At 39.6% G+C, this 24084-nt stretch carries 20 protein-coding genes; 12 read left to right on the top strand and 8 right to left on the bottom strand.

Annotation, left to right across the window (positions count from 1 at the left end; genetic code table 11):
• Nucleotides 1–21 precede the first annotated feature (21 nt).
• On the bottom strand, nt 22–1584 hold the full coding sequence (tyrR, locus tag HWV01_RS04835; RefSeq protein WP_211674322.1) for a transcriptional regulator TyrR: 1563 nt from the start codon (nt 1582–1584) through the stop codon (nt 22–24).
• Between the two features lie 293 nt (nt 1585–1877).
• Here tyrR and sapA point away from each other — a divergent pair, with 293 nt between their 5' ends.
• Genes sapA through HWV01_RS04810 form a run of 5 tightly spaced genes read left to right on the top strand, consistent with a single transcriptional unit; the run spans nt 1878 to nt 7159 of the window.
• A complete protein-coding gene (gene sapA, locus HWV01_RS04830; protein ID WP_211674321.1) occupies nt 1878–3491 on the top strand; it encodes an ABC transporter substrate-binding protein SapA in 1614 nt (537 codons plus the stop codon).
• A 3-nt stretch (nt 3492–3494) separates the two neighbouring features.
• The gene (locus HWV01_RS04825; protein ID WP_211674320.1) at nt 3495–4460 is read left to right on the top strand and encodes an ABC transporter permease subunit; all 966 of its coding nucleotides are present in this window, start codon (nt 3495–3497) and stop codon (nt 4458–4460) included.
• Nucleotides 4447–5337 (top strand): ABC transporter permease subunit, encoded by an 891-nt coding sequence (locus HWV01_RS04820; RefSeq protein ID WP_211674319.1) that lies wholly within the window; start codon nt 4447–4449, stop codon nt 5335–5337. Before HWV01_RS04825 ends, HWV01_RS04820 begins: the two co-directional genes overlap by 14 nt.
• Entirely contained in the window at nt 5337–6350 is a 1014-nt protein-coding gene (locus tag HWV01_RS04815; protein ID WP_211674318.1) for an oligopeptide/dipeptide ABC transporter ATP-binding protein, read from the top strand. Before HWV01_RS04820 ends, HWV01_RS04815 begins: the two co-directional genes overlap by 1 nt.
• Complete coding sequence (locus tag HWV01_RS04810) at nt 6335–7159, top strand: ATP-binding cassette domain-containing protein (protein ID WP_211674317.1); 825 nt, start codon at nt 6335–6337, stop codon at nt 7157–7159. The genes HWV01_RS04815 and HWV01_RS04810 overlap by 16 nt, the downstream gene beginning before the upstream one ends.
• Before the next feature lie 5 nt (nt 7160–7164).
• Here HWV01_RS04810 and HWV01_RS04805 read toward each other — a convergent pair whose 3' ends face one another.
• The 7 genes from HWV01_RS04805 to tig form a co-directional block, all read right to left on the bottom strand.
• Nucleotides 7165–7545: a hypothetical protein gene (locus HWV01_RS04805; protein ID WP_211674316.1), complete on the bottom strand. Its 381-nt coding sequence runs from the start codon at nt 7543–7545 to the stop codon at nt 7165–7167.
• Between the two features lie 171 nt (nt 7546–7716).
• The gene (locus HWV01_RS04800) at nt 7717–9621 is read right to left on the bottom strand and encodes a SurA N-terminal domain-containing protein (protein ID WP_211674315.1); all 1905 of its coding nucleotides are present in this window, start codon (nt 9619–9621) and stop codon (nt 7717–7719) included.
• An 87-nt stretch (nt 9622–9708) separates the two neighbouring features.
• Complete coding sequence (locus HWV01_RS04795) at nt 9709–9984, bottom strand: HU family DNA-binding protein (RefSeq protein ID WP_211674314.1); 276 nt, start codon at nt 9982–9984, stop codon at nt 9709–9711.
• A 123-nt stretch (nt 9985–10107) separates the two neighbouring features.
• Nucleotides 10108–12459 carry an endopeptidase La gene (lon, locus tag HWV01_RS04790; protein WP_211674313.1) on the bottom strand — a complete coding sequence of 784 codons (2352 nt, stop codon included), beginning with the start codon at nt 12457–12459 and terminating at the stop codon, nt 10108–10110.
• A 154-nt stretch (nt 12460–12613) separates the two neighbouring features.
• Nucleotides 12614–13888 carry an ATP-dependent protease ATP-binding subunit ClpX gene (gene clpX / locus HWV01_RS04785; RefSeq protein WP_211674312.1) on the bottom strand — a complete coding sequence of 425 codons (1275 nt, stop codon included), beginning with the start codon at nt 13886–13888 and terminating at the stop codon, nt 12614–12616.
• An 81-nt stretch (nt 13889–13969) separates the two neighbouring features.
• Complete coding sequence (gene clpP / locus HWV01_RS04780) at nt 13970–14593, bottom strand: ATP-dependent Clp endopeptidase proteolytic subunit ClpP (RefSeq protein WP_211674311.1); 624 nt, start codon at nt 14591–14593, stop codon at nt 13970–13972.
• 95 nt (nt 14594–14688) lie between these two features.
• On the bottom strand, nt 14689–15999 hold the full coding sequence (gene tig / locus HWV01_RS04775; RefSeq protein WP_211674310.1) for a trigger factor: 1311 nt from the start codon (nt 15997–15999) through the stop codon (nt 14689–14691).
• Between the two features lie 438 nt (nt 16000–16437).
• Here tig and HWV01_RS04770 point away from each other — a divergent pair, with 438 nt between their 5' ends.
• The 7 genes from HWV01_RS04770 (at nt 16438) to pyrC (ending at nt 23962) form a co-directional block, all read left to right on the top strand.
• Complete coding sequence (locus tag HWV01_RS04770) at nt 16438–16710, top strand: hypothetical protein (protein WP_211674309.1); 273 nt, start codon at nt 16438–16440, stop codon at nt 16708–16710.
• Nucleotides 16711–16859: 149 nt separating this feature from the next.
• Nucleotides 16860–18032, top strand: a complete 1173-nt coding sequence (gene coxB, locus HWV01_RS04765) for a cytochrome c oxidase subunit II (RefSeq protein ID WP_211674308.1) — start codon at nt 16860–16862, stop codon at nt 18030–18032.
• Between the two features lie 16 nt (nt 18033–18048).
• Nucleotides 18049–19671: a cytochrome c oxidase subunit I gene (ctaD, locus tag HWV01_RS04760; protein WP_249185444.1), complete on the top strand. Its 1623-nt coding sequence runs from the start codon at nt 18049–18051 to the stop codon at nt 19669–19671.
• Nucleotides 19671–20210 carry a cytochrome c oxidase assembly protein gene (locus HWV01_RS04755; RefSeq protein WP_211674307.1) on the top strand — a complete coding sequence of 180 codons (540 nt, stop codon included), beginning with the start codon at nt 19671–19673 and terminating at the stop codon, nt 20208–20210. Before ctaD ends, HWV01_RS04755 begins: the two co-directional genes overlap by 1 nt.
• A 10-nt stretch (nt 20211–20220) precedes the next feature.
• Nucleotides 20221–21117 carry a cytochrome c oxidase subunit 3 gene (locus HWV01_RS04750; protein WP_211674306.1) on the top strand — a complete coding sequence of 299 codons (897 nt, stop codon included), beginning with the start codon at nt 20221–20223 and terminating at the stop codon, nt 21115–21117.
• A 417-nt stretch (nt 21118–21534) separates the two neighbouring features.
• The gene (locus HWV01_RS04745) at nt 21535–22785 is read left to right on the top strand and encodes a DUF819 domain-containing protein (protein ID WP_211674305.1); all 1251 of its coding nucleotides are present in this window, start codon (nt 21535–21537) and stop codon (nt 22783–22785) included.
• A 145-nt stretch (nt 22786–22930) separates the two neighbouring features.
• Nucleotides 22931–23962, top strand: a complete 1032-nt coding sequence (gene pyrC / locus HWV01_RS04740) for a dihydroorotase (protein ID WP_211674304.1) — start codon at nt 22931–22933, stop codon at nt 23960–23962.
• Nucleotides 23963–24084 lie beyond the last annotated feature (122 nt).

Raw genomic sequence — 24084 nt, 5'->3', positions numbered from 1 at the left:
AACGACATTTGCGGCGTAATACTATTTTTTAGTAATTTTATAATCTCGTAGTTTATTGGCAATGGCTGTATGAGATACACCCAAGCGCTTTGCCAATTGACGTGTGCTTGGGTAAGACGGATATAGGCGCTGCAGTAACAGCTTTTCAAAACGTTTACACGCTTCATCTAATGAACCATCAAACAAGCCTTCATCATAACTTTCATTTTTCGCTTTCGGTAAATTTAAATCACACGGGTTTAGTGTATCCCCCTCTAACAAGGTCAATGCGTGATATAACACGTTACGTAATTCACGCACATTACCTGGCCAAGAGTAAGATTGTAATAGATCTAATACATTACGGCTTAACAGCGGTTTAGTTCGCTGTAGTTCATGACTGAACACAGTGCAGAAAGAATGACATAACGGGATGATATCTTCTTTACGTTCACGCAGTGCTGGCACCGTCATCGATAATACATTTAAACGATAATATAAATCTTGGCGGAATTTACCTTCACTGATTAATTTAGCCAGATCGTTTTGTGTGGTGCAGAAAATACGCACATCAACACATACCTCTTGCTCGTCACCAACCCGTCGGAAACAACCTGTTTCTAACAAGCGTAAAAACTTAGTTTGCAAGTAAGGTGACATATCACCAATTTCATCAAGTAATACCGAGCCTTCATTCGCAAGTTCAAAAATACCTCGTTTGGTTTCACCATCATGAGTGACCACACCAAACAATTCAGACTCTGCAACCGCATCAGGCACCGCTGCACAGTTTAATGCTAAAAATTGATTTTGTGAGCGTCCACTTGCTTGGTGACAGGCTTTAGCAATAAGTTCTTTACCTGCCCCAGTCTCACCTAAAATCATTAACGGCGCATCTAGCATCGCTAACTTTTTCGCCGTATTGATTAGCGTGTGCATTTTGTCGCTTTTGGCGAGAATGTCATCAAATGCAGCAAACTGGAAAGTACGTAAGAAATTAAACTGCTTGCCAATGCGAACAACCGATTTAAGAATAATCACCGCACCAACGAGCTCGTCTGGTGTTGCCATTGCTTTTGAACGTGCTACTTGATTAATATCACTGCTAATAGTCAAGGGTAATATATCACCCAGAAAATCTTCATCCAATAACGTTAGCTTTTGCGTTTGCGCACAAACTTCATCTGATTCCAGCCATTTTAAAATAGAGAAGCCCTTCACGAAATGGCTAATACAATGACCTTTCACCTGCGACTCAGATAGCCCAAGAGCAGTCAATGCGGGAGTGTTAACCAAAGACACGGTACCTTTGACATCAACGGAAAATACGATATCAGGTAAGTTAGTCATCAAGGTTTGAATTTCTTGATGCTCGAGTTCAGAAGGCAAATAACCGACTGTTTTCACATCGCATACACCACTGATACGACGAAGACTCGTCATCAATGCCTGTAAATCAGAAAATTCTAAATTAGGTGATTTAATAAATATCCGGTCGGGTTGCTGGATCTCAATCGCGGATAAATTAATATCTCGAGCTAAAAAACAGTCAAGTATCTCACGACTAATACCGACTCTATCTTCACAAACTAATTCCAAACGCATTACTGTAACCACCATAAAGTTCTATGCGCATATAATAGCATGTAAACAAGAGACCTATCGTCAATAAAAATAGAGCCACTAAGATTAATATTGTCCGAATACCTGATTTGAATAGATCGCTTAATAATACTGCTAAATATTACTCGTTCACGGTAAAAACTAGCTGATATAATTAAAATTTTTACATCATATTGCAATAAACTTAACTATTATGATGTAAAAGACACAGATTAACTTGGTTGAACATTACCTTAGTGATAAATTAGCGAGGTAAGTAATAGTGATAAAAAAATATGCATATTCCAAACTTGATTAAATATATACTGCCATTGACCGTTATGCTTTCCATAACGGCATGTGATAAGCAAACTAAAATTAAACAACACGGTCTGTCTTATTGCACAGAGGGAAGTCCGTCCTCATTTAACCCTCAAACGGCTACATCAAATGTAACGCTGGATGCAACGACTAGCCAACTTTACAATCGCTTGATATATATTGATCCGAATACCCAGCAATTTAAAGCGGGATTAGCCATTGACTGGGAAATATCTGAAGACCGTCTCTCTTATCGTTTTTTCTTGCGGAAAAATGTACGTTTTCATCACACCGATTACTTTACACCAACACGACCATTTGATGCCGATGATGTCATCTTTAGTTTCTCGCGCATTTTAGATAAAACGAATCCTTATCATGACGTTTCTGCAACAGGCTACCCTTTCTTTGAAGGTATTGAATTAGACCAACAAGTCCAAGCCCTCGTAAAAATTGATGATTACACGATTGAGTTTAAACTCGTGCGACCTGACTCTTCGTTTATTGCTAATTTAGCCAGTGATTTTAGCGTGATTTTATCCGCTGAATATGCCGATACTTTGACTGCGTTAAATAAACAGGCCGATATAGACAATCTACCTATTGGTACTGGCCCATTTAAATTTAAAGAATACCGCACTGATAATTTCATTCGCTATCAAAGGCATGATGATTATTGGGGGGACAACGCCAAGATAAAACAATTGATTTTTGATATCACCCCAAATGCATCATCTCGATTAGCGAAATTACTGACTCAAGAATGCGATATCATGGCTTATCCAGCGGCCAGTCAGGTTGAAATGATCAGTGAGCATGACCGAGTCAGTATATCAGTAGAAACAGGCTTAAACGTCGCTTATTGGGCATTCAATACCGAAAAAGCACCGTTTGACAATCCAAAAATTCGCCGAGCATTAGCGCATACGATCAACCAAGAAACCCTATTACAAGCGGTGTATTACAATACCGGTGTCAATGCTAAATCTATTTTACCTCCAGTGTCTTGGGCCTATAACCCTTACCTTAAAAACTATAAATATAACCTTGCATATGCGCGTCAACTATTGACCGAAGCTGGCTATCCAAATGGTTTTAGCATGGATATTATGGCGCTGAAATCATCACAAGTTTATAATCCAGATGCTGTTAAAATGGCCGAGCTTATTCAATCTGAATTAGCACAAATCGGAGTTGAGGTAAGAATTATTAAATATGAGTGGCAGCTCATGGAAAAGAAATTACAACAGAGTGAATATGATAGTTACCTATTAGGTTGGGTTGCTGATAATAATGACCCAGATAATTTCTTCCGCTTTCAATTGAGTTGTAATGCAATTAACACGGGGTCGAATTATACCCGTTGGTGTAACTCAGAATTCGATGATTTAATTAATCAAGCGGTCACTGAAACAGAATACATTGAACGCGTAACACTCTATTATCGCGCTCAAGAGATTATTCAACAAGAACTACCACTCATTCCACTGGCACATTCGTTACGTTTACATGCCTATACAAGTGGACTAAAAGGCGTTGAAACAACCGCTTTCGGTGGCATCAATTTCATTAATACAGTACGGCAGTAACTCATGTTTTTTTATATAATAAGACGTATTAACCTGTTGGTCATTACGATCGCAGCATTAACCGTCATTGGTTTCTATCTCCGAACCCGTGTAGCTGGTGATTTAGCTTTAGATGGGAATGTATTCAGTAATTATTTAGATTATTTGATGGCAATTTCACAAGGTGACTTGGGAGTTACCACAGGTACGGCTCAACCCGTTTTCGATGAAATATTAACAGTATTTCCCGCGACATTAGAGCTTTGTTTTAGTGCCTTCATATTATCTATTTTAATTGGGGTACCCATTGGCACAGTGGCGGGGATGCAACGTGGTAGCTCACTCGACAGTACCATCATGGGTATTTCTCTGTTTATCTTTTCCATTCCGGTATTTTGGTTAGCATCGTTAGTCATGATGTACTTTGCTCTTAACTGGAATTGGCTACCTGTTACAGGTCGACTGAACTTACTTTATGAGATTGACTCAGTAACTGGCTTTATGCTTATTGATACACTTATTTCCGATAGCCCGTATAACCAAGATGCATTTTACGATGCGCTTAAGCACTTACTGTTACCGACAATTGTATTAGCAACGGTACCGACAACGGAAGTTATTCGCCAAATGCGTAACCACGTCAGTGATGTCATGAAGCAAAAATACATTAAAGCCGCAGCCAGTAAGGGGTTAAGTAAAACCCAAATTATCCTGCGCCATGTACTGCGTAATGCAATCCCAAATATGATCCCACACCTTGGTCTTCAATTTAGCACTGTATTAACGACAGCAATGGTCACTGAGGCCGTATTTTCATGGCCAGGTATCGGCCGTTGGCTAATTAACAGTATTTATCAGCAAGACCATGCAGCTATCCAAGGCGGAATGTTAACAGTGGCCATCTTTGTCGTCACCGCAAATGTATTAACCGAAATAGTAACTGTCGTCATTCATCCAATTCGCAGGAAAGAACTTTATGCCCAACATTAATGTCTTTGCGGATGAACATATTCTTTCTCCTACGGAACAAACCTGGAAGCACTATTCATCCCAACAAGTTGCGATGGCCGCGCTATGGGCTCTTGCTTTTTTATGTTTCTTAATGGTTTTTGCACCTTTGATTGCACCCCATGAACCAGACTTACGACAAGCCCATTTACTCTTACAGCCACCCTCATGGGATGAGCAAGGTACCGTTGACTATTTTTTTGGCACCGACGATTTAGGCAGAGATGTGCTTTCACGGTTATTATATGGTTTACGTTTAACCTTTGGTAACGCCCTGCTAGTTAGCTTTATCGCCTTAATCATCGGCACAACAATTGGAATTACCGCTGCAATCAGCCGTGGCCTGCTATCTAGTACCTTGCATCATATAATGGATACAGCGTTATCGATTCCGTCGTTGTTATTAGCGATTATCTTTATTTCAATACTTGGACCAGGCTTGGATCACAGCTTATTAGCAATTTTACTGGCTTCTATCCCACAATTTATTCGCGGCGTCTATTTATCGGTTTATCAAGAACTGCAAAAAGAATACATCATTGCACTCAAACTTGACGGTGCAAATAACTACCGCATTATTCGTTATGGCGTGTTTCCAAATATTATTGAAACACTGGTTAACTTACTTACTCGAGCGATCTCGTCAGCTATAATTGATATAAGTGCATTAGGATTTTTAGGCTTAGGCGCACAACGTCCCCTTTCTGAATGGGGCACGATGTTATCGGGTGCAACCGACCTTGTATTTATCGCACCTTGGACCGTTGTATTACCTGGTCTAGCGATTTTAGTGACGATTTTCATTGTTAATGTCGTTGGCGAAAGTTTAAGACAATCTGTTATTGCGGGAATTGACTAATGGCACTACTCGACATTCGAAATCTCACCATTGAAATTGAAACACCACAGGGTACCTTAAAAGCAGTAGACCGATTTAACCTGACCCTGAGTGATGGTGAAGTGCGTGGACTAGTAGGTGAATCGGGTTCAGGAAAGAGCCTTGTTGCAAAAGCAATTATGGGGATCACTAAAGATAACTGGCGTATTCGTGCAGACCGCTTACGATTAGGTGATATCGATTTACTTAACTTAACCCCGGTACAACGTCGCCGAGTGATGGGCAAAGAAATTGGTATGATCTTTCAAGATGCAGCCGCGCATTTGGATCCATCAGAAAAAGCCGGCGATCAGCTTGCAGAGGCCATCCCGTGCGATCAGTTTACCGGCCATTTTTGGCATCGTTTTAACTGGCGTAAAAAACAAGCCATTGCCCTATTGCATAAAGTCGGTGTAAAAGATCATAAAAAGGTGATGAATAGCTACCCTTTTGAGCTCTCTGAAGGTCTTTGCCAAAAAGTGATGATAGCAATGGCAATTGCGAAAAAACCCCGCCTGTTGATTGCTGATGAGCCGACAACGGCAATGGAGCCTAAAACGCAAAATCAAATTTTACGTTTACTCGATAAGCTAAATAAGTTGTCACACACCACCATTCTTCTTATTAGCCACGATTTAGAAACAGTGAGTTTGTTAGCAGATAATATGACGGTGATGTACTGTGGGCAGATGGTTGAAAGTGGCACGATAGATCAAGTGTTTAATCATACCCACCACCCCTATACTGCGGCATTATTACGTGCCAATCCAGATTTTAGCCAGGTGCCACATAAAGGACGGTTAAATACCTTAGCTGGGCAGGTTCCGCTCTTACACCATTTGCCAATTGGTTGCCGACTTGGGCCTCGCTGCCCTAATGCCCAAAAAAATTGTGTGATAACACCACCAATGCAAAAGGTAAAAGGCCATATGTTTAGTTGTCACTTCCCGTTAAATGCAGACGAATTAAAAGGTAAAAAATGTCAGAAAAAATAATCGACATCGCAACGGAAAAGCGTGTGCAACCTTTACTGCGTGTAGAAAATTTAGGGAAAACCTATATAAACCCAACGGGTTTTTTTAAACGCGAAGAAGTTGTTGCAGTCAATAATATTTCATTTAATTTAAACCGTTCAGAGACACTTGCGATTATTGGTGAAACAGGTTCAGGGAAATCAACACTAGCCCGTTTACTCGCTGGCATAATACCACCGACTAAAGGCAATATTTATATTGATGGTTGCAAGCTAGATGACAGCAATACGGACTTACGTTGTCGTTCGATAAGAATGGTATTTCAAGATCCTGAAACATCACTTAATCCCCGCACCAGTGTCGGTCAGATTCTAGATGCGCCATTGCAATTAAATACGGATATGTCAGTAAATAAGCGCACAGAAAAAATCACCGAAACGCTACGTTTGGTCGGTCTACTACCAGAATATGCAACATTCTACCCTCCGATGTTATCGAGCGGCCAAAAACAACGTATTGCTCTGGCCAGGGCACTTATTTTAAACCCGAAGATTATTATTGCTGATGATACATTATCAACGCTGGATATATCCTTGCGTTCACAAATGATCAATTTGATGCTAGAACTACAAAAAACAATTGGCATCTCTTATATTGTGGTTACCCATAATATGGGCCTCGTTAAGCATATAAGTGACAAAATGATTGTTATGCATCAAGGGGAATGTATCGAACAAGGTAATACAGAGCAGCTATTCTCTCGGCCTACAGCCGCATTATGTGGACAGATATTATCTAATCAATATAACATGAAGAAACACAGCTGCTAATGCCCTTATTCTTGAGTATAACGCCTAATCTCATTCTGATTTAACTTTGCTTCCATCCCCTCAAATGCCTCGGCACGTAAGAAAAACCGCCACGTCTGACGTGGCACACGCTGCTTAATCATATTCTCACTCACAATTAAATATTCGGTGCTTGCTATATTAGTTGTGACTGTCACCTTCTGACGACCAATGACAAAATCAGCGGGTACATGCCGACCATCTTTCAACATGCCAAATTCTGTAAACACTAATAACTCAGGTTTGCCATAAAAGTCATCAGTCGAAACCCAATGCCCTAGGATCGGGTTGTCCTTTGGCGAATAAAACCATGCGCCAGCGAGTAACAAAAGAATAATAGTAATAAATGTAATAATGTATTTAGCCATAACTTCTTATTATAGTTAATAAATCGCTGTTATTACAGCCCATAAATATTAATAATTTATGAATTGCTCACAAAAAATACAGTGCAAAAAAATCCCAATGCAATATAAAATTACATTGGGATTAATTAAACGACTAAGTAATATTTTATATAGTATTACTTAGTTTTTATATCACTCTGCAGCAACAGGGTAAGATACGTCTGCGGCTTTAATCAATGTTTGTATTAACATTTCATAGTCAGCTTGCGCATTAATATTTTTTAATGTGTCACCTAAACGAGCGGCTTCTTCAGCTTTCATTTCAACATCACGCACAGATGTGAATTTAAGCAATGTTACGTCACCATTTAGTGATGCTTCAGTCGCAACACTTACTTGATCTGCAGCAGGTTTTGGCATTGAAAATAATTTGCTCAACACTTTAAAGTCCGCTTTTGTATAATCAAAACGGCTTAACCATTCAGGTGCTGTAAAGTTTGCATCAACCTTTGCCAGTTCAGCATCAACACTTTCACCCGCATCAATCTTAGCGGAGACAGTAGCCATAAAGCTTCGCGCTTTTTGTTCTGCTTTCGTTGCTTTTAAACGTTCTACAATTTCATCATTTACATCCACTAATGATTTCGTTGTTTGTGGTTTATATTCGTTAATACGAACCACAATACTTTGCTCATCAGAAATGTTAATGATTTCAGAGTTTAGCCCTTCGGCAATAAAGTCTTGATCGAATAACGTTGCTGCAACTTTTGGATCATTCAGGGGTGCAGGAATCGCATTCTCAGAAAATAGCTCTGTTGATACAATTGTTAAACCCGTTTCTTCAGATGCAACATCCAGTGAATCAGGTACTTCAAATGCTTGTTCTGCTAATTTTTCAGCTAACTCATCAAAATGGGTCACGGCTTGCTCATTCTTCAAACGTGTTTCAATTGTTGCTTTAACGTCTGCGAATGCTTTTACTTTACCCGGCTCAACCGCTAATAGTTTAATGATATGGAAACCAAAATCACTGCGCACTAGCTCAGTCGTTACGTCACCGTCATTCTTCAGTGCAAATGCAGCCGTTTCAAATGCCGGATCCATGATATCTTTTTCTAACCAATCCAGTTCACCGCCATTTTCACCGCTAAACGTATCATCTGATGATGATTTAGCTAATTCAGCAAAATCTGCGCCTGATTGAATTTGAGCCAGTAAGCCTTTAGCTTTTACTTCAGCAGCAGCTTCATCATCCTTGAATGCAACAAGGATATGTGCAACTTTACGTTTATCTTCTTGAGCATAAGATGATAAGTGTTCGTTATAGTAATTTTCAGCCGCATCCGCATCTAATTCAATACCTGCACTGATCTTCTTCATATCAACTAAGATATAATCAACAGACGCTTGCTGTGGGGTTTGAAAGAACGCTTTGCTGTCTTCGTAATAACTATTCACTTCAGCGTCGGTGACGACTACATCATTAGCAAATTTATTTACTGGCACGATTAGTTGACTTAATTCACGCTGTTGATTTTGTAATGCAGCTAATAGTTTAACTTCACTTGGTAAACTAAATTCTGAGTTTACTAATGCATCAGTTAATTGTTGTTGTGCAAAATCAGCACGTAAACGCTCAACAAATTGTGCTGGCGTCATGCCGCTTTGACGTAATAAACTGATGTAACGTTCGTCATTAAATACGCCATCCGTTTGAAATTGTTCCATAGCAAAAATATAACTACGGATCTTTTCATCACCAATACGTAACGCTAAGTCATCTGTCATTTGCTGTAATAAATTTTGAGCAACTAACGTATTTAATGATTGTTGACGTACTTGATTTTGGAATTCTGGTTGTTCCCAACGCGCGGCGAATGATTCACCCTGTTGAGACTCTAAGCGAGAGCGGTCAGTTCTAACTTGATTTTCAAGTGCTTGCGTTGAAATATCGACGCCATTCACTGTAGCAGCAGACTGAGCGCTACCACTACCTAGATAACTACTTACACCAGCAAGGGCAAACGTAACGATCACTGCGCCTAAAATAATCTTAGCACCCGGTCCTTGTGAACCTTCGCGAAACTTCTCTAACATAATTGTATTCTCTAAACTGCAATACAGTAAATAACAATAAAAACGCACCTCACGGAACGCCTTTACTCAAAAATTAAAATCAATAGCTTAAGATTTCAACGCGTCTTTTAATAACTTCCCAGCTTTGAATACGGGTAGTTTAGATGCTGCGATTTGAATCTCTGCGCCGGTTTGTGGATTACGACCAATTCGTGCAGCACGATCTCGTACACTAAAAGTACCAAAACCCACTAAAGTAACAGATTCATCTTTTTCTAGTGTTTCTGTTACAGATTCGATCATTGCATCAATAGCACGGCCAGCAGCAGCTTTAGAAATATCAGCTTTAGCGGCAACATAATCTATCAGTTGAGCTTTATTCACTTTCTTCCCCTAATCTTAGTTATTTATATAATCGAACATAAATATGCCTAACGTTAATTGCTTTTATAACAAGGTTAGAGTGACTATTCAAGTCTGGATAAACACTCTAACCTAAAGCAATCACTATTTTGATACAACTTCAAAACCAGCGGGACTATTCTCTAGCGCAAGCTCTAGTACTTCCTCAATCCAACGAACAGGATGAATCTCAAGATCGCCAATTACATTGGCAGGGATCTCTTCTAAATCACGTTCATTTTCTTTTGGAATCAAGACACGCTTAATACCACCACGATGTGCTGCGAGTAGCTTCTCTTTCAAGCCACCAATGGGTAATACTTCACCTCTTAACGTGATCTCACCAGTCATTGCAACGTTTGCACGGACAGGGTTACCCGTTAAGCTAGACACAAGCGCAGTGCACATAGCAATACCCGCACTTGGACCGTCTTTTGGTGTTGCACCTTCAGGAACATGCACATGAATATCACGTTTTTCATAAAAGTCGCCATTGATGCGTAACTTATCCGCTCGAGAGCGAACAACCGTCATCGCAGCTTGGATAGACTCTTGCATCACTTCACCCAGTGAGCCAGTATAGTTCAACTTACCTTTACCTGGAACAGATGTGGTTTCGATAGTCAATAAATCACCACCGACTTCTGTCCATGCTAGACCAGTTACTTGACCAATACGACTTTCACCTTCAGATTTGCCAAAATCAAAGCGTTGTACGCCTAAATATTCAGACAAATTATCTTGATTGATCGTCACTGATTTAAGTGATTTGTTCAGCAATATTTGCTTCACTGCTTTACGGCATAGTTTTGAAATTTCACGCTCAAGTGAACGTACGCCCGCTTCGCGAGTGTAATAACGGATAATACCCATTATCGCACTATCTTCAATGGTAATTTCTTTTGATTTTAAACCATTTCGCTCTATTTGCTTGTCCAGTAAATGCTGTTTAGCAATATTCAGCTTTTCATCTTCGGTATAACCCGATAAACGAATCACTTCCATACGGTCAAGTAGCGGACCTGGAATGTTCATCGAATTAGATGTCGCAACAAACATTACATCAGACAGATCGTAATCAACTTCTAGGTAGTGATCATTAAACGTTGTATTTTGTTCAGGGTCGAGTACTTCCAACAATGCCGACGCTGGGTCACCACGCATATCCGATGCCATCTTATCAATTTCATCTAATAAGAATAATGGATTGCGCACTTCAACTTTCGCCATTTTCTGGATAAGTTTACCCGGCATAGAGCCAATATAAGTACGACGATGCCCACGAATTTCCGCTTCATCACGTACGCCACCCAGTGCCATACGAACATACTTACGTCCTGTTGCTTTCGCAATCGATTGACCTAACGAAGTTTTACCTACGCCTGGAGGACCGACAAGACAAAGAATTGGACCTTTGAGTTTATTAACTCGGCTTTGTACTGCTAGATATTCTAAAATACGTTCTTTTACTTTATCCAAACCATAATGGTCTGCATCGAGAACTTCTAACGCTTTGCCAATGTCTTTTTTAACTTTTGAACGTTTCTTCCAAGGAACTGAAATCATCCAATCGATATAACTACGTACTACAGTTGCTTCTGCAGACATAGGTGACATCATTTTTAATTTATTTAATTCAGCGATGGTTTTAGCTTTAGGTTCAGCAGGCATCTGCGCTTGCTCAATTTTATCAGCCAATTGTTCAAATTCATCAGTACCATCTTCAGACTCACCAAGCTCTTTTTGAATAGCTTTCATTTGCTCATTCAAATAATATTCGCGTTGGCTTTTTTCCATCTGCTTTTTAACACGTGTACGAATTTTCTTTTCAACGTGTAATAGGTCGATTTCAGATTCCATCTGTGCCATTAAGAACTCAAGACGTTCTGCAACGTTACTTAACTCTAATACCACTTGCTTGTCTTCTAATTTTAATGGCATGTGAGCAGCCATTGTATCAGCAAGACGCGCAGCTTCATCGATCGCCGTCACTGAAGTTAAAACTTCAGCAGGGATCTTTTTGTTTAATTTGATATAACCTTCAAACTGGCCAATTGCAGATCGAATAAGTACATCTTCTTCTTCATCAGATACTGATTCAGAGATAATATATTCAATCTCGGCTTGGAAGTAATCATCGCTATCACTCAAGCTATTTAATTTTGCTCTTTGTGTGCCTTCAACCAATACTTTAACCGTACCATCAGGCAATTTTAACATTTGTAAAATATTAGCGACTGTACCCACGCTATTCAGATCATCAACTTGGGGATCATCTTGAGCTGCATCTTTTTGTGCAACTAAGAATATTTGCTTATCTGTATCCATTGCGGCTTCAAGACAACGAATTGACTTTTCTCGGCCAATAAACAAAGGGATTACCATGTGGGGATAAACCACAACATCACGCAATGGCAATACAGGTATATCTACGCGTTCCGTACGCTCAAAACTCATCTTGTCCTCACTTATAAAACTGGACTAAGGGCTAATATTGAATATATAGGGGTTATTACTCAACAATCAATGCTAGGGGCTAAAAATATGAAAAATAATATAAAAAAAGGGGCATTGAGCCCCTTTTTAATATTAAGTGTTTAAAAATCTAACACTAATCTGCTGACACAGCCTTGTTCTCTGTATTTTCATAAATCAAAATTGGTGCTGATTCTGCATTAATTACAGATTCATCAATCACAACTTTGCTAACATCTTCAACAGAAGGTAGATCATACATAGTATCCAGTAAAATGGCTTCTACGATTGAACGTAAGCCACGAGCACCCGTATTTCGAGACATCGCTTTTTTTGCAATTGCAATCAGCGCATCTTCACGGAACTCTAGATCAACACCTTCTAAATCGAATAGTGCAGCATACTGTTTAGTCAGTGCATTTTTCGGTTCTGTTAAGATCTGAATTAATGCACTTTCATCAAGTTCTGTTAATGTCGCAGTCACAGGTAAACGACCGATAAACTCAGGGATAAGACCGAATTTAACCAAATCTTGTGGTTCAACTTTAGCGAAGACTTCAGATAAAGTTGCTTTCTCAGCTTCACCTTTCACTTCAGCTGTAAAACCAATACCACTATTAGTGTTAGTACGCATTTCAATAACTTTATCTAAACCAGCAAATGCACCACCACAGATGAATAAGATCTTAGATGTATCTACTTGTAAAAACTCTTGTTGAGGATGCTTACGACCACCTTGTGGCGGTACTGAAGCAACAGTCCCTTCAATCAGTTTTAATAATGCTTGCTGAACACCTTCACCCGATACGTCACGAGTGATAGATGGATTATCAGATTTACGCGAAATTTTATCAATTTCATCGATATAGACAATACCACGTTGGGCTTTTTCTACATCATAATCGCATTTTTGCAATAATTTCTGAATAATATTTTCAACATCTTCACCAACATAACCTGCTTCAGTTAATGTTGTTGCATCAGCCATAGTAAAAGGTACATCAAGAATACGTGCTAGTGTTTCAGCCAATAATGTTTTACCACTACCAGTTGGACCAATTAACAGGATATTACTTTTACCTAGTTCTACACCATTTGATGTATCGCCATTGCGTAAACGCTTATAGTGATTGTATACCGCAACAGCTAACACTTTCTTAGCATGCTCTTGACCAATGACATAATCATCGAGCTTGCCACGAATTTGATGCGGTGTAGGTAATTCATCACCTTCACGTTTTGGTGCAATTTCTTTAATCTCTTCACGAATAATATCGTTACAAAGATCAACACATTCATCACAAATGTAGACAGATGGGCCGGCAATTAACTTACGTACTTCATGTTGGCTTTTGCCACAAAAAGAACAATAGAGTAATTTGCCGTTATCCCCACTTTTTGTTTCTGTCATTCGATAACCTCATATTACAGGTAAAAGCCCAATGCCTAATCTTCATTATGGCTAAAAGACAATCGACCTGTCAAAAATTACTTAATCACGTTTTGTTATTACTGAATCAATCAGGCCATAATCCAACGCTTCAGCTGACGTCATGAAATTATCACGATCCGTATCTGTAGCAAGGCGATCATACTCTTGACCAGTATGTTCAGCTAATATTTCATTTAATTTACGCTTAGTTTTAATAATTTCATTCGCGTGAATTTCAATATCAGATGCTTGGCCTTGATAACCACCTAAAGGTTGGTGGATCATGATTTTAGCATTCGGTAATGCGTGACGCTTACCTTTTTCACCACCTGCAAGTAGGAAAGCTCCCATACTCGCAGCCATGCCCATACAAATCGTAGACACGTTTGGCTTAATAAATTGCATGGTGTCATAAATTGACATGCCAGCACTAACAGAACCACCTGGAGAATTAATATAAAGGAAAATATCTTTATCTGGGTTTTCTGATTCTAAGAAAAGTAACTGTGCAACAACAAGGTTCGCCATATGATCTTCGACCTGGCCAGTCAAAAATATTACACGGTCTTTTAAAAGTCGAGAATAAATGTCATAAGAACGCTCACCTTTAGCTGTTTGTTCAACAACCATAGGTACTAATGCGTTTGACGGCGACTCTGTGATATTATTAAAGAATTGTGACATATTATCATCCCTAAATAAAAATGGCCCAAGTGAAATACCCCCCACTCGAGCCATTATAGCGCTTAATTACGTATTTTGTTCAATCTAATAAACAATTATGCGTTTTGAGTCGCTTTATTCATTAGCTCTTCAAACGCAACTTCTTTTTCTGTTACATTTGCTTTTTCTAAAACTAAATCAATAGCTTGGTCTTCAACAGCTACATTACGAACGTTTTCTAAAGCTTGGTCGTTGTCTTTGTAGTGTGCGATAACTTCAGCTGGATCTTCGTATGCAGAAGCCATAGATGCGATCATGTCTTGAACACGTGCGTCATCAGCTGTGATTTCGTTTACTTTGATGAATTCACCAAGAACTAGACCGATTTTAACACGACGGCTAGCTTGCTCTGTGAATAGTTCATCAGGAAGTTCTGGTGCGTTTTGTGGTGCCATTTGGCCAAAACGTTGCATAGCTTGTTGACGTAATGTAACGATTTCTTGCTTAATTAATGCAGCAGGAATTTCGATGTCATTTGTTTCAACTAGTGCGTCAAGAACTTTAGTTTTTGTATCAGCTTTGATAGCTTGCTCAAGTTCACGGCTCATGTTTTTGCTGATCTCAGTTTTTAGAGACTCAAGCGTACCGTCTTCAACACCGAATTTACCAACAAATTCAGCGTTAATTTCTGGTAACTCTTGTGCTTCAACAGCGTTTAGTGTGATAGCGAAGCTTGCAGTTTTACCTTTTAGGTTTTCTGCATGGTATTCTTCAGGGAAAGTTACTTCAACAGTGAACTCTTCGCCTGCAGATTTACCTACGATGCCTTCTTCGAAACCAGGGATCATACGACCTTGGCCCATAGCTAGTGTGAAGTCTTCAGCTTTGCCGCCTTCGAATTCTTCACCGTCGATGCTACCGTTGAAGTTAACTTTAACTTGGTCGTTAGCTTCAGCAGCGCGATCAGCAGTAACCCACTCAGCGTGTTGCTTACGTAAAGTTTCGATCATGCCATCAACATCAGCGTCTGTTACTGAAGATACTGATTTTTCGATTTCGATTGCTTCGATACCAGAAACTTCAAACTCAGGGTAAACTTCAAGCGTTGCAGTGAAAGAGAAGTCTTCGCCTTCTTTAACTTGTGCAGGCTCTAGTGTTGGTGCGCCAGCTAAGTTTAATTTTTCAGCTACGATTGCTTCGTAGAAGTTACGTTGCATAATTTCACCAGCAACTTCTTCAGCTACAGCAGCACCAAAACGTTTTTTGATTACTTTAGCTGGTACTTTACCTGGACGGAAACCGTCGATACGTTGAGTTTTTGCTAAACCACGTAAACGGTTTTCGATTTCTTTGCTAACTGTTGCAGCTGGAACTGTGATAGTTAAACGGCGCTCTAGGCCTTGAGTCGTTTCTACAGAAACTTGCATTTAGATACCTCTAATGAATTTATTAACATTTCCAACTGGAAATTTATGACGCGATATTATAACTAGCAGCAAGAATAAAATCGAGCATTGCGACTCTAAATAACGCTTTAATATTTTTATTTGCTTATAATGTATGGATGAAAAGTCAGAATTCAAGAATAAAAATGATTTTTATGGATAAATAAGATGAAAAACAGGAAATTTATTGTTTTCAATCTTGAGTTTGGTTAATTACTCGCCATCCCTTTATCGCGTTAATCAATTCCATCACCAAGTACTCACCTCTCTCCTTACCTTAAATTAAAGCAATCGCCGCAAGGTATCAAACAGCTCGTATTTAGGTCTCAACGTTAAAGATTGGAATTTACACTATAATAACTTTTAAGCTGTTCACATTAATTTTCTTTGAATCATCAACAATAATATTTAGGGGTTGCTATGACTATTATCGAAATTGAACGTATCTTTTTAGACTTTTCGAATCAGCTAGAATTACTCAAAGAGAAATACCCTAATCCAGAAATGATTCAGCATATTGATAATCTCATGACCGATACACAAATCATCAAGCTAAAAGTGATGCGCTTAGACAGCGTTAAAGAACAAGACAAGCTGGACCTATCGTGCTCAGTCTCTAATCACATTGCTAAATTGCAGAAACAAATTACAGCGCTAAAACAATCATTTGAAGTAATCACCTTTGAGGCATAAAAAAAGATAGAAACAACATTATCTGAGAAACAAAGTCACACATTTAACATTTCCGTAACTATACTTTGGCAAATAACAGTGGATTGTTAGATGCTTAGGGCTGTAGCAGCGAATTAACACAATTCACTCATTATCTAATCTATATCGTTATGGATAATTTTGAGGGAGGTTATGTGCGCTTATTCAAACCAAAAAAAATAATAAACACATTTATGCTAGGGATAGTTTCAACACCATTATTTGCTCAGCAGTCAAATATAAATATGACTGAGGGGGTCACAGGGATAAGTAATACCGTATACAGTTTACATATGACAATTTTGTACATTTGCATAGCCATCGCCTTCATTGTGTTTGGCGTCATGTTTTGGTCCTTATATAGTCATCGAAAATCCAAAGGCGCAGTGTCGGCCTCATTCCATGAAAGTACAACAGTTGAAATAATTTGGACTGCGATCCCCATCGTTATCTTAATTGGTATGGCGATCCCATCAACACAAGCGCTAATCTTAATGGAAGATACCACTAAAGCTGATATCACCATTCAAATCACCGGTTCACAATGGAAGTGGCACTATCGTTATTTTGACCATGACCTTGAGTACTATAGCCGTTCAACCACCAGCCAAGCTGAAATCAACAACGAAATAGAGAAACAACCTCACTACCTAAATGAGGTGGATAATCCACTCGTATTACCAATCAATAAAAAGGTCCGTTTTCTAATCACGGCTGATGATGTCATTCACTCATGGTGGGTGCCTGCATTTGCAGTGAAAAAAGACGCGAACCCCGGCTTTATTAATGAGGCTTGGACCAAAATAGACACACCCGGAACTTACCGAGGCCAATGTGCCGAATTATGCGGTAAAGACCATGGCTTTATGCCAATTGTGGTCACGGCATTAGAACCTGCAGCATTTGATGATTGGTTAGCCCAAGCGCAGGTCACGGCAAAGCAGCAGTTACAAGCGGAACAACAAAGTTTAACGAAAACCATGGATATGCCGACCATGATGAAGATCGGAGAAGAGGTATATAATCGGACCTGTGCCGCTTGTCACCAAGTTGCTGGACAAGGTATTCCAGGTGCATTCCCAGCATTACAGAATAGTCCTATCGCACTGGGTGATATAGATAAACATATCAATGTTGTTCTTCAAGGCGCTTCCGGTACTGCAATGGCATCATTCGCAAAACAACTAACCAAAAAAGAACTCGCGGCAGTGATCACTTACGAACGCAATGCATGGGGTAATAATACCGGTGATATTATACAACCCTCACAAATAGATGCGGCATTAAATAGTATCAATCAGTAATTCAAGGGATAGAAAAATGAGTGAGATACAATTAAAAGATAATGCTGATCAAACCATCTTGGATGTGCCAGCAATAAAAATACAAACAGATCACCATGGCGCCCCCCATGGGTATAAACGGTGGTTATTTTCAACCAATCATAAAGATATCGGTACATTATATCTGTGGTTTAGTTTGACCATGTTTTTCATCGGGGGAGCGATGGCAATGGTCATTAGGGCTGAGTTATTCCAACCCGGTTTACAATTAATTGAACCCAATTTTTTCAATCAAATGACCACGTCGCACGGTTTAATTATGGTCTTTGGGGCGGTAATGCCTGCTTTTGTAGGACTTGCTAACTGGATGCTACCGCTTATGATTGGTGCGCCAGATATGGCATTGCCACGGATGAATAACTGGAGTTTTTGGATCCTACCTTTCGCATTCTCTTTATTACTATTGTCATTATTTACCGAAGGCGGCGGGCCTAATTTTGGTTGGACCTTCTATCCTCCACTATCGACTCAATACAGTCCTGACAGTACCGCCATGTTTGTATTCTCAGTCCACTTAATGGGGATCAGCTCAATTATGGGCGCGATTAACGTCATCGTGACCATCTTAAATATGCGCGCACCAGGAATGACACTGATGAAAATGCCAATGTTCGTATGGACTTGGCTCATTACTGCATTTTTATTAATCGCCGTCATGCCAGTCCTTGCAGGCGCTGTCACCATGATCCTCACCGATAAATACTTTGGTACCAGCTTCTTTGATGCTGCAGGTGGTGGTGATCCAGTGTTATTCCAGCATGTGTTTTGGTTCTTTGGTCATCCCGAAGTATATATCATGATTTTACCATCATTTGGTATCATCTCGGCGATTGTTCCCGCATTTGCACGTAAGCAATTATTCGGTTACCACTCTATGGTCTATGCAACCGTATCCATTGCTATTCTTAGCTTTACCGTATGGGCTCACCATATGTTTACCGTTGGTTTACCGCTGGCCGCTGAATTGTTCTTTATGTATTGTACCATGCTCATTTCTGTCCCAACTGGGGTGAAAATATTTAACTGGATAGCTACCCTCTGGCGTGGTTCCATTACCTTCGAAGTACCCATGTTATTTTCACTCGCATTTATCGTATTATTTACTATCGGTGGGTTTTCGGGATTGATGCTGGCCATTACCCCAGCGGATTTTCAATACCATGATACTTACTTTGTTGTGGCGCATTTTCATTATGTGCTCGTGACTGGTGCCGTATTCTCTATCATGGCTGCCGCATATTACTGGTTACCTAAATGGACGGGCTACATGTTTAATGAAAGCCTCGGTAAGTGGCATTTTTGGTGCTCACTCATATCCGTCAATATCCTATTTTTCCCGATGCATTTCTTAGGTCTTGCTGGTATGCCACGTAGGATCCCAGATTACGCACTTCAATTTGCCGATATTAATAAGATAGTCAGTATTGGTGGTTTTCTTTTCGGTCTTTCTCAAATCATCTTTGTCGCTGTCGTGATAATGGCTATTCGCGGTGGTAAAAAAGCCCCAGCAAAACCGTGGGAAGGTGCCGAAGGATTAGAATGGACCGTACCATCTCCAGCACCATATCACACTTTTGATACACCACCCGAGGTGAAATAATGACAACACCTAAAATGAAAAAGCAATTACGGCTATTAATATTCAGCGTCGTTGGTATGTTCGGTTTTGGTTTTGCACTCGTGCCTTTATATGATGTGTTTTGTGATATTACGGGACTAAATGGTAAAGATTATAGCCGAGCATCAGCAATACCAATAACGAGCGTTGATGAATCACGCACGGTTAAAGTTGAGTTTGTCACTTATTTAAATAAACAATTACCTTGGACATTTAAACCGGAAATCAGGAGCGTGGACCTACATCCAGGTGAACGCTATCAGGTTAGTTTTGTTGCCATGAATCAAAGTGATCAAGATACATTCGGCCGTGCAGTACCTTCCATCTCCCCTGGTTATGGTGCGCAATATTTGGTAAAAACAGAATGTTTTTGTTTTCAAGAACAGATGTTAACTGCAAACGAAGAAGCAATGATGCCGCTGATCTTTTATATTGACCCTAATATACCATCCGATATATCAACGTTAACCCTCGCCTACACCCTATTTAAAAATGAACCGACAGAAGTAGCTATGCGCTAGGAGCCCTGTAATGCAAGATAATAATGAATATGCCAAAGCCCCAAAAAACTACTATGTTCCAGCAAGTAGTATTTGGCCTTTCGTCGGTGCTATCGCGCTCTTTATTATTGCCATAGGTGCGGCAACGACAGTTCAGCAAGTAGATAAAAACGGCAGTAACAGCGGGATACCTATTTTATTAATCGGCATTGGCATACTGCTGTTTATGCTCATTAGTTGGTTTAGAAATGTGATCACCGAATCGATGAACGGGCTGTACAATCAGCAGCTTGATCGTTCTTTCAGAATGGGCATGTTATGGTTTATTTTTTCAGAAGTGATGTTTTTTATCGCGCTCTTCGGGGTATTATTTTACCTGCGTAATCTATCTATTCCTTGGTTAGGCGGTGAAGGTAATAATGCCATGACTCATGCTGTTATTTGGGCTGATTTCATACCTCACTGGCCATTAACAATCACACCAGATGGACGAGAAACACAAGCCATGCCTTGGTATGGTTTACCGCTAATCAACACCATTATCCTAATTAGCTCATCGGTAACGTTACATTTTGCCCACCACAGCCTGATAGCAACACAACGTACAAAGTTAGTCATCTGGCTAGCTATTACCGTTGCTTTGGGGGTGACTTTCTTATTTTTTCAAGCTGAAGAATATGTACATGCTTACCACGCATTGTCATTAAAATTTGATTCTGGTGTGTATGGCAATACTTTTTATTTACTCACTGGCTTCCATGGCATGCACGTAACGCTAGGTGTCATCATGCTTACCGTCATGTTATTTCGTATTATCAACGGGCATTTTACTCCGGGTAAACATTTTGCTTTTGAAGCGTCTGCTTGGTATTGGCATTTTGTCGATGTTGTGTGGATAATTCTGTTCATTTTTGTCTATATTGTTTAATCATAAACAAGCCTGACTATCACGAATATCTAACCCTCATCACTATACTTAAATAAGTATAGTGATGAGGGTTAGATCACAGTTAAACACTGTTTCTATTTATCTCTGCTTATTTTAGGACGCTCATACCTACCTCTTTAGGCTACTAATTCCTGTTTTGTGATCTCACTTCAATCCACGTAACCACAGCGCCGACGCGTACCATTTTCATGCAAACAAGGCTATTTTCATACGAATAACACTTAATATGCATACAATTAGATTGTATGCACTAGGCGAAATATAATTCCAGTTAAATTAATTTAGATAACTACAAATTCTTCCAGTTGCTCAATAAGCAGTGAATAATGTATATTTCAATTCGTAATTTAGTTATTCATTACGCTTTTTATATACGTTAAACTGACAAGGAAGAAGATGGAAAATTCAATCAATCTTATTACCAACGATGCTGTAGTTATGGGTTTACTCGCAGTAATTTTGGGCGCGGTGTTCGTTACTGAAAAAAGTGAACATCCTTTTTGGAAGAAGTTTTACAAATTCGTTCCAGGCCTCTTGTTATGCTATTTCCTCCCGTCACTACTTAATACGTTTGGAATTATCGATGCAAGCTCATCGAATCTTTACTTTGTCGCTAGCCGCTATTTATTACCGGCAGCGTTAGTGCTACTGATAATATCCGCTGATTTAAAGAAGATCATGGGCCTAGGGTCTAAAGCGATTATCATGTTCTTAACGGGCACTTTCGGTATCATGATTGGTGGTCCAATCGCGATAATTATTATTGACCAAATAAACCCTGACCTTGTGAGTGGCGATGTATGGCGTGGCCTAACGACAGTTGCCGGCTCATGGATTGGCGGTGGTGCAAATCAAGCTGCGATGAAAGAAGTATTCACTGTTGATGATAATTTATTCTCAGCAATGATCACTGTCGATGTTATCTGTGCCAACATTTGGATGGCCATTTTATTAGTCATGGCAGGTAACCAAAAACGCATGGATAAATGGCTTAAAGCTGATACGAGTGCGATTGATGAACTAAAAGCAACAGTTACAAAATATGAAAAAGAAAATGCACGTCCAATAACAACCACAGATATAATGTCAATTGTTGCAGTTGGTTTTGGTTTAACAGGTCTTGCACATTATTTCAGTGATAAAATTGCACCTTGGATTCAGATTAACGCACCAGAACTTGCAAAATACAGCTTAACATCAGGTTTCTTTTGGTTAATCGTATTGGTAACAACATTTGCACTAATTGCATCTTGCCTGCCTATGTCACGTAAGCTGGAACATGCTGGTGCCTCAAAAGTGGGTTCTGGCTTTATTTATATCCTGGTGGCAACCATTGGTATGAATATGGATATCACAGCTATTTTTGAAAACCCTGGTTACTTCTTCATTGGTATTATCTGGTTATCAATCCATGCAATTCTAATGATTGTTGTCGCTAAAATGATCCGTGCCCCTTTGTTCTTTATGGCCGTAGGTAGCCAAGCTAACGTCGGTGGCGCCGCATCAGCACCTGTTGTTGCTGCTGCATTTCATCCATCATTAGCACCAGTGGGGATCTTACTTGCTGTAATGGGTTACGCATTAGGAACGTACGGGGCTTATATTAGTGGTTTGATGATGCAATGGGCTGCTAGCTTCGGCATGTAATTACATATATATAATAGAGGCCAAGTAAGCTAAAATTAACTATAGGCTTACTTGGTTTCGTCTTTTATCATCAATTAAGACTACGTCTTTGACTTCCCCTACATTACTCTTTAGAATCTGCGGAAATTAGCGATGGAGAAATCAAATGGAAACTTTAACAATCACCCGCCCAGATGACTGGCACCTGCACCTTCGAGATGGTGATGTTTTAAAACATACGGTTGCTGACATTAGCCGTTACATGGGTCGCGCAATCATTATGCCTAACCTTGTACCGCCAGTAACAAATGCTGAGATTGCACAAGACTATCGTCAACGTATCTTAGCTAACGTACCAGAGAATTCTTCATTTAGTCCATTAATGACTATCTATCTTACCGATCAAACAACTGCTGAAGATATCCGCGCAGCCAAAGCAACCGGTATTGTTTATGCGGCAAAGCTTTACCCAGCTGGCGCAACGACAAATTCATCATCGGGTGTAACATCAATTAAGAATGTTTACCCTGCACTACAAGCATTACAAGATGCAGGCATGCCATTATTATTACATGGTGAAGTAACAGATGCTGACATTGATATCTTTGACCGTGAAAAGGTTTACCTAGATACAGTATTAAAACCCGTTGTTGCTGATTTTCCAAATTTAAAGATTGTACTTGAGCATATTACCACTGCTGATGCCGTGGAATTTGTAAATAATGCCAGTGACAATATTGCTGCGACCATCACAGCACACCATTTATTATTCAACCGTAACCATATGTTAGTGGGTGGTATTAAACCTCACTACTATTGCTTACCAATCTTGAAGCGTAATACGCATCAAGCGGCACTTGTTAAAGCTGCAACAAGTGGTAGCAACAAATTTTTCCTTGGTACGGACTCTGCACCGCATGCCGATGATAAAAAAGAATCTGCTTGTGGTTGTGCTGGCGCTTATACATCACATGCTGCAATTGAGCTTTATGCTGAAGTATTTGAGCAAGAAAATGCACTTGATAAATTAGAAGCATTCGCAAGCTTCAATGGTCCTGATTTTTATAACTTACCACGTAACGCTGACACTATCACGTTAGAAAAATCTGCATGGAAAGTACCTGAAACGCTACCTTTTGGTGACGCTAAAATGGTGCCAATCAGAACAGGTGAAACTATCGCTTGGCAAGTAAAATAACACACGATTGAGTTAACCTTAATATCACGTTAATCATTACAATTTTGATAACACATCTATCCCAGCGTCACTCGCTGGGATATTCATCTGCAAGCTGTTAATTAAATTCAACTTTCGTCTGT

This window comes from Moritella sp. 5, from assembly GCF_018219455.1.
Classification (GTDB): domain Bacteria; phylum Pseudomonadota; class Gammaproteobacteria; order Enterobacterales; family Moritellaceae; genus Moritella.
Note: the sequence above shows the minus strand (reverse complement) of the source record. Positions and strands in the feature narration are given on the sequence as shown.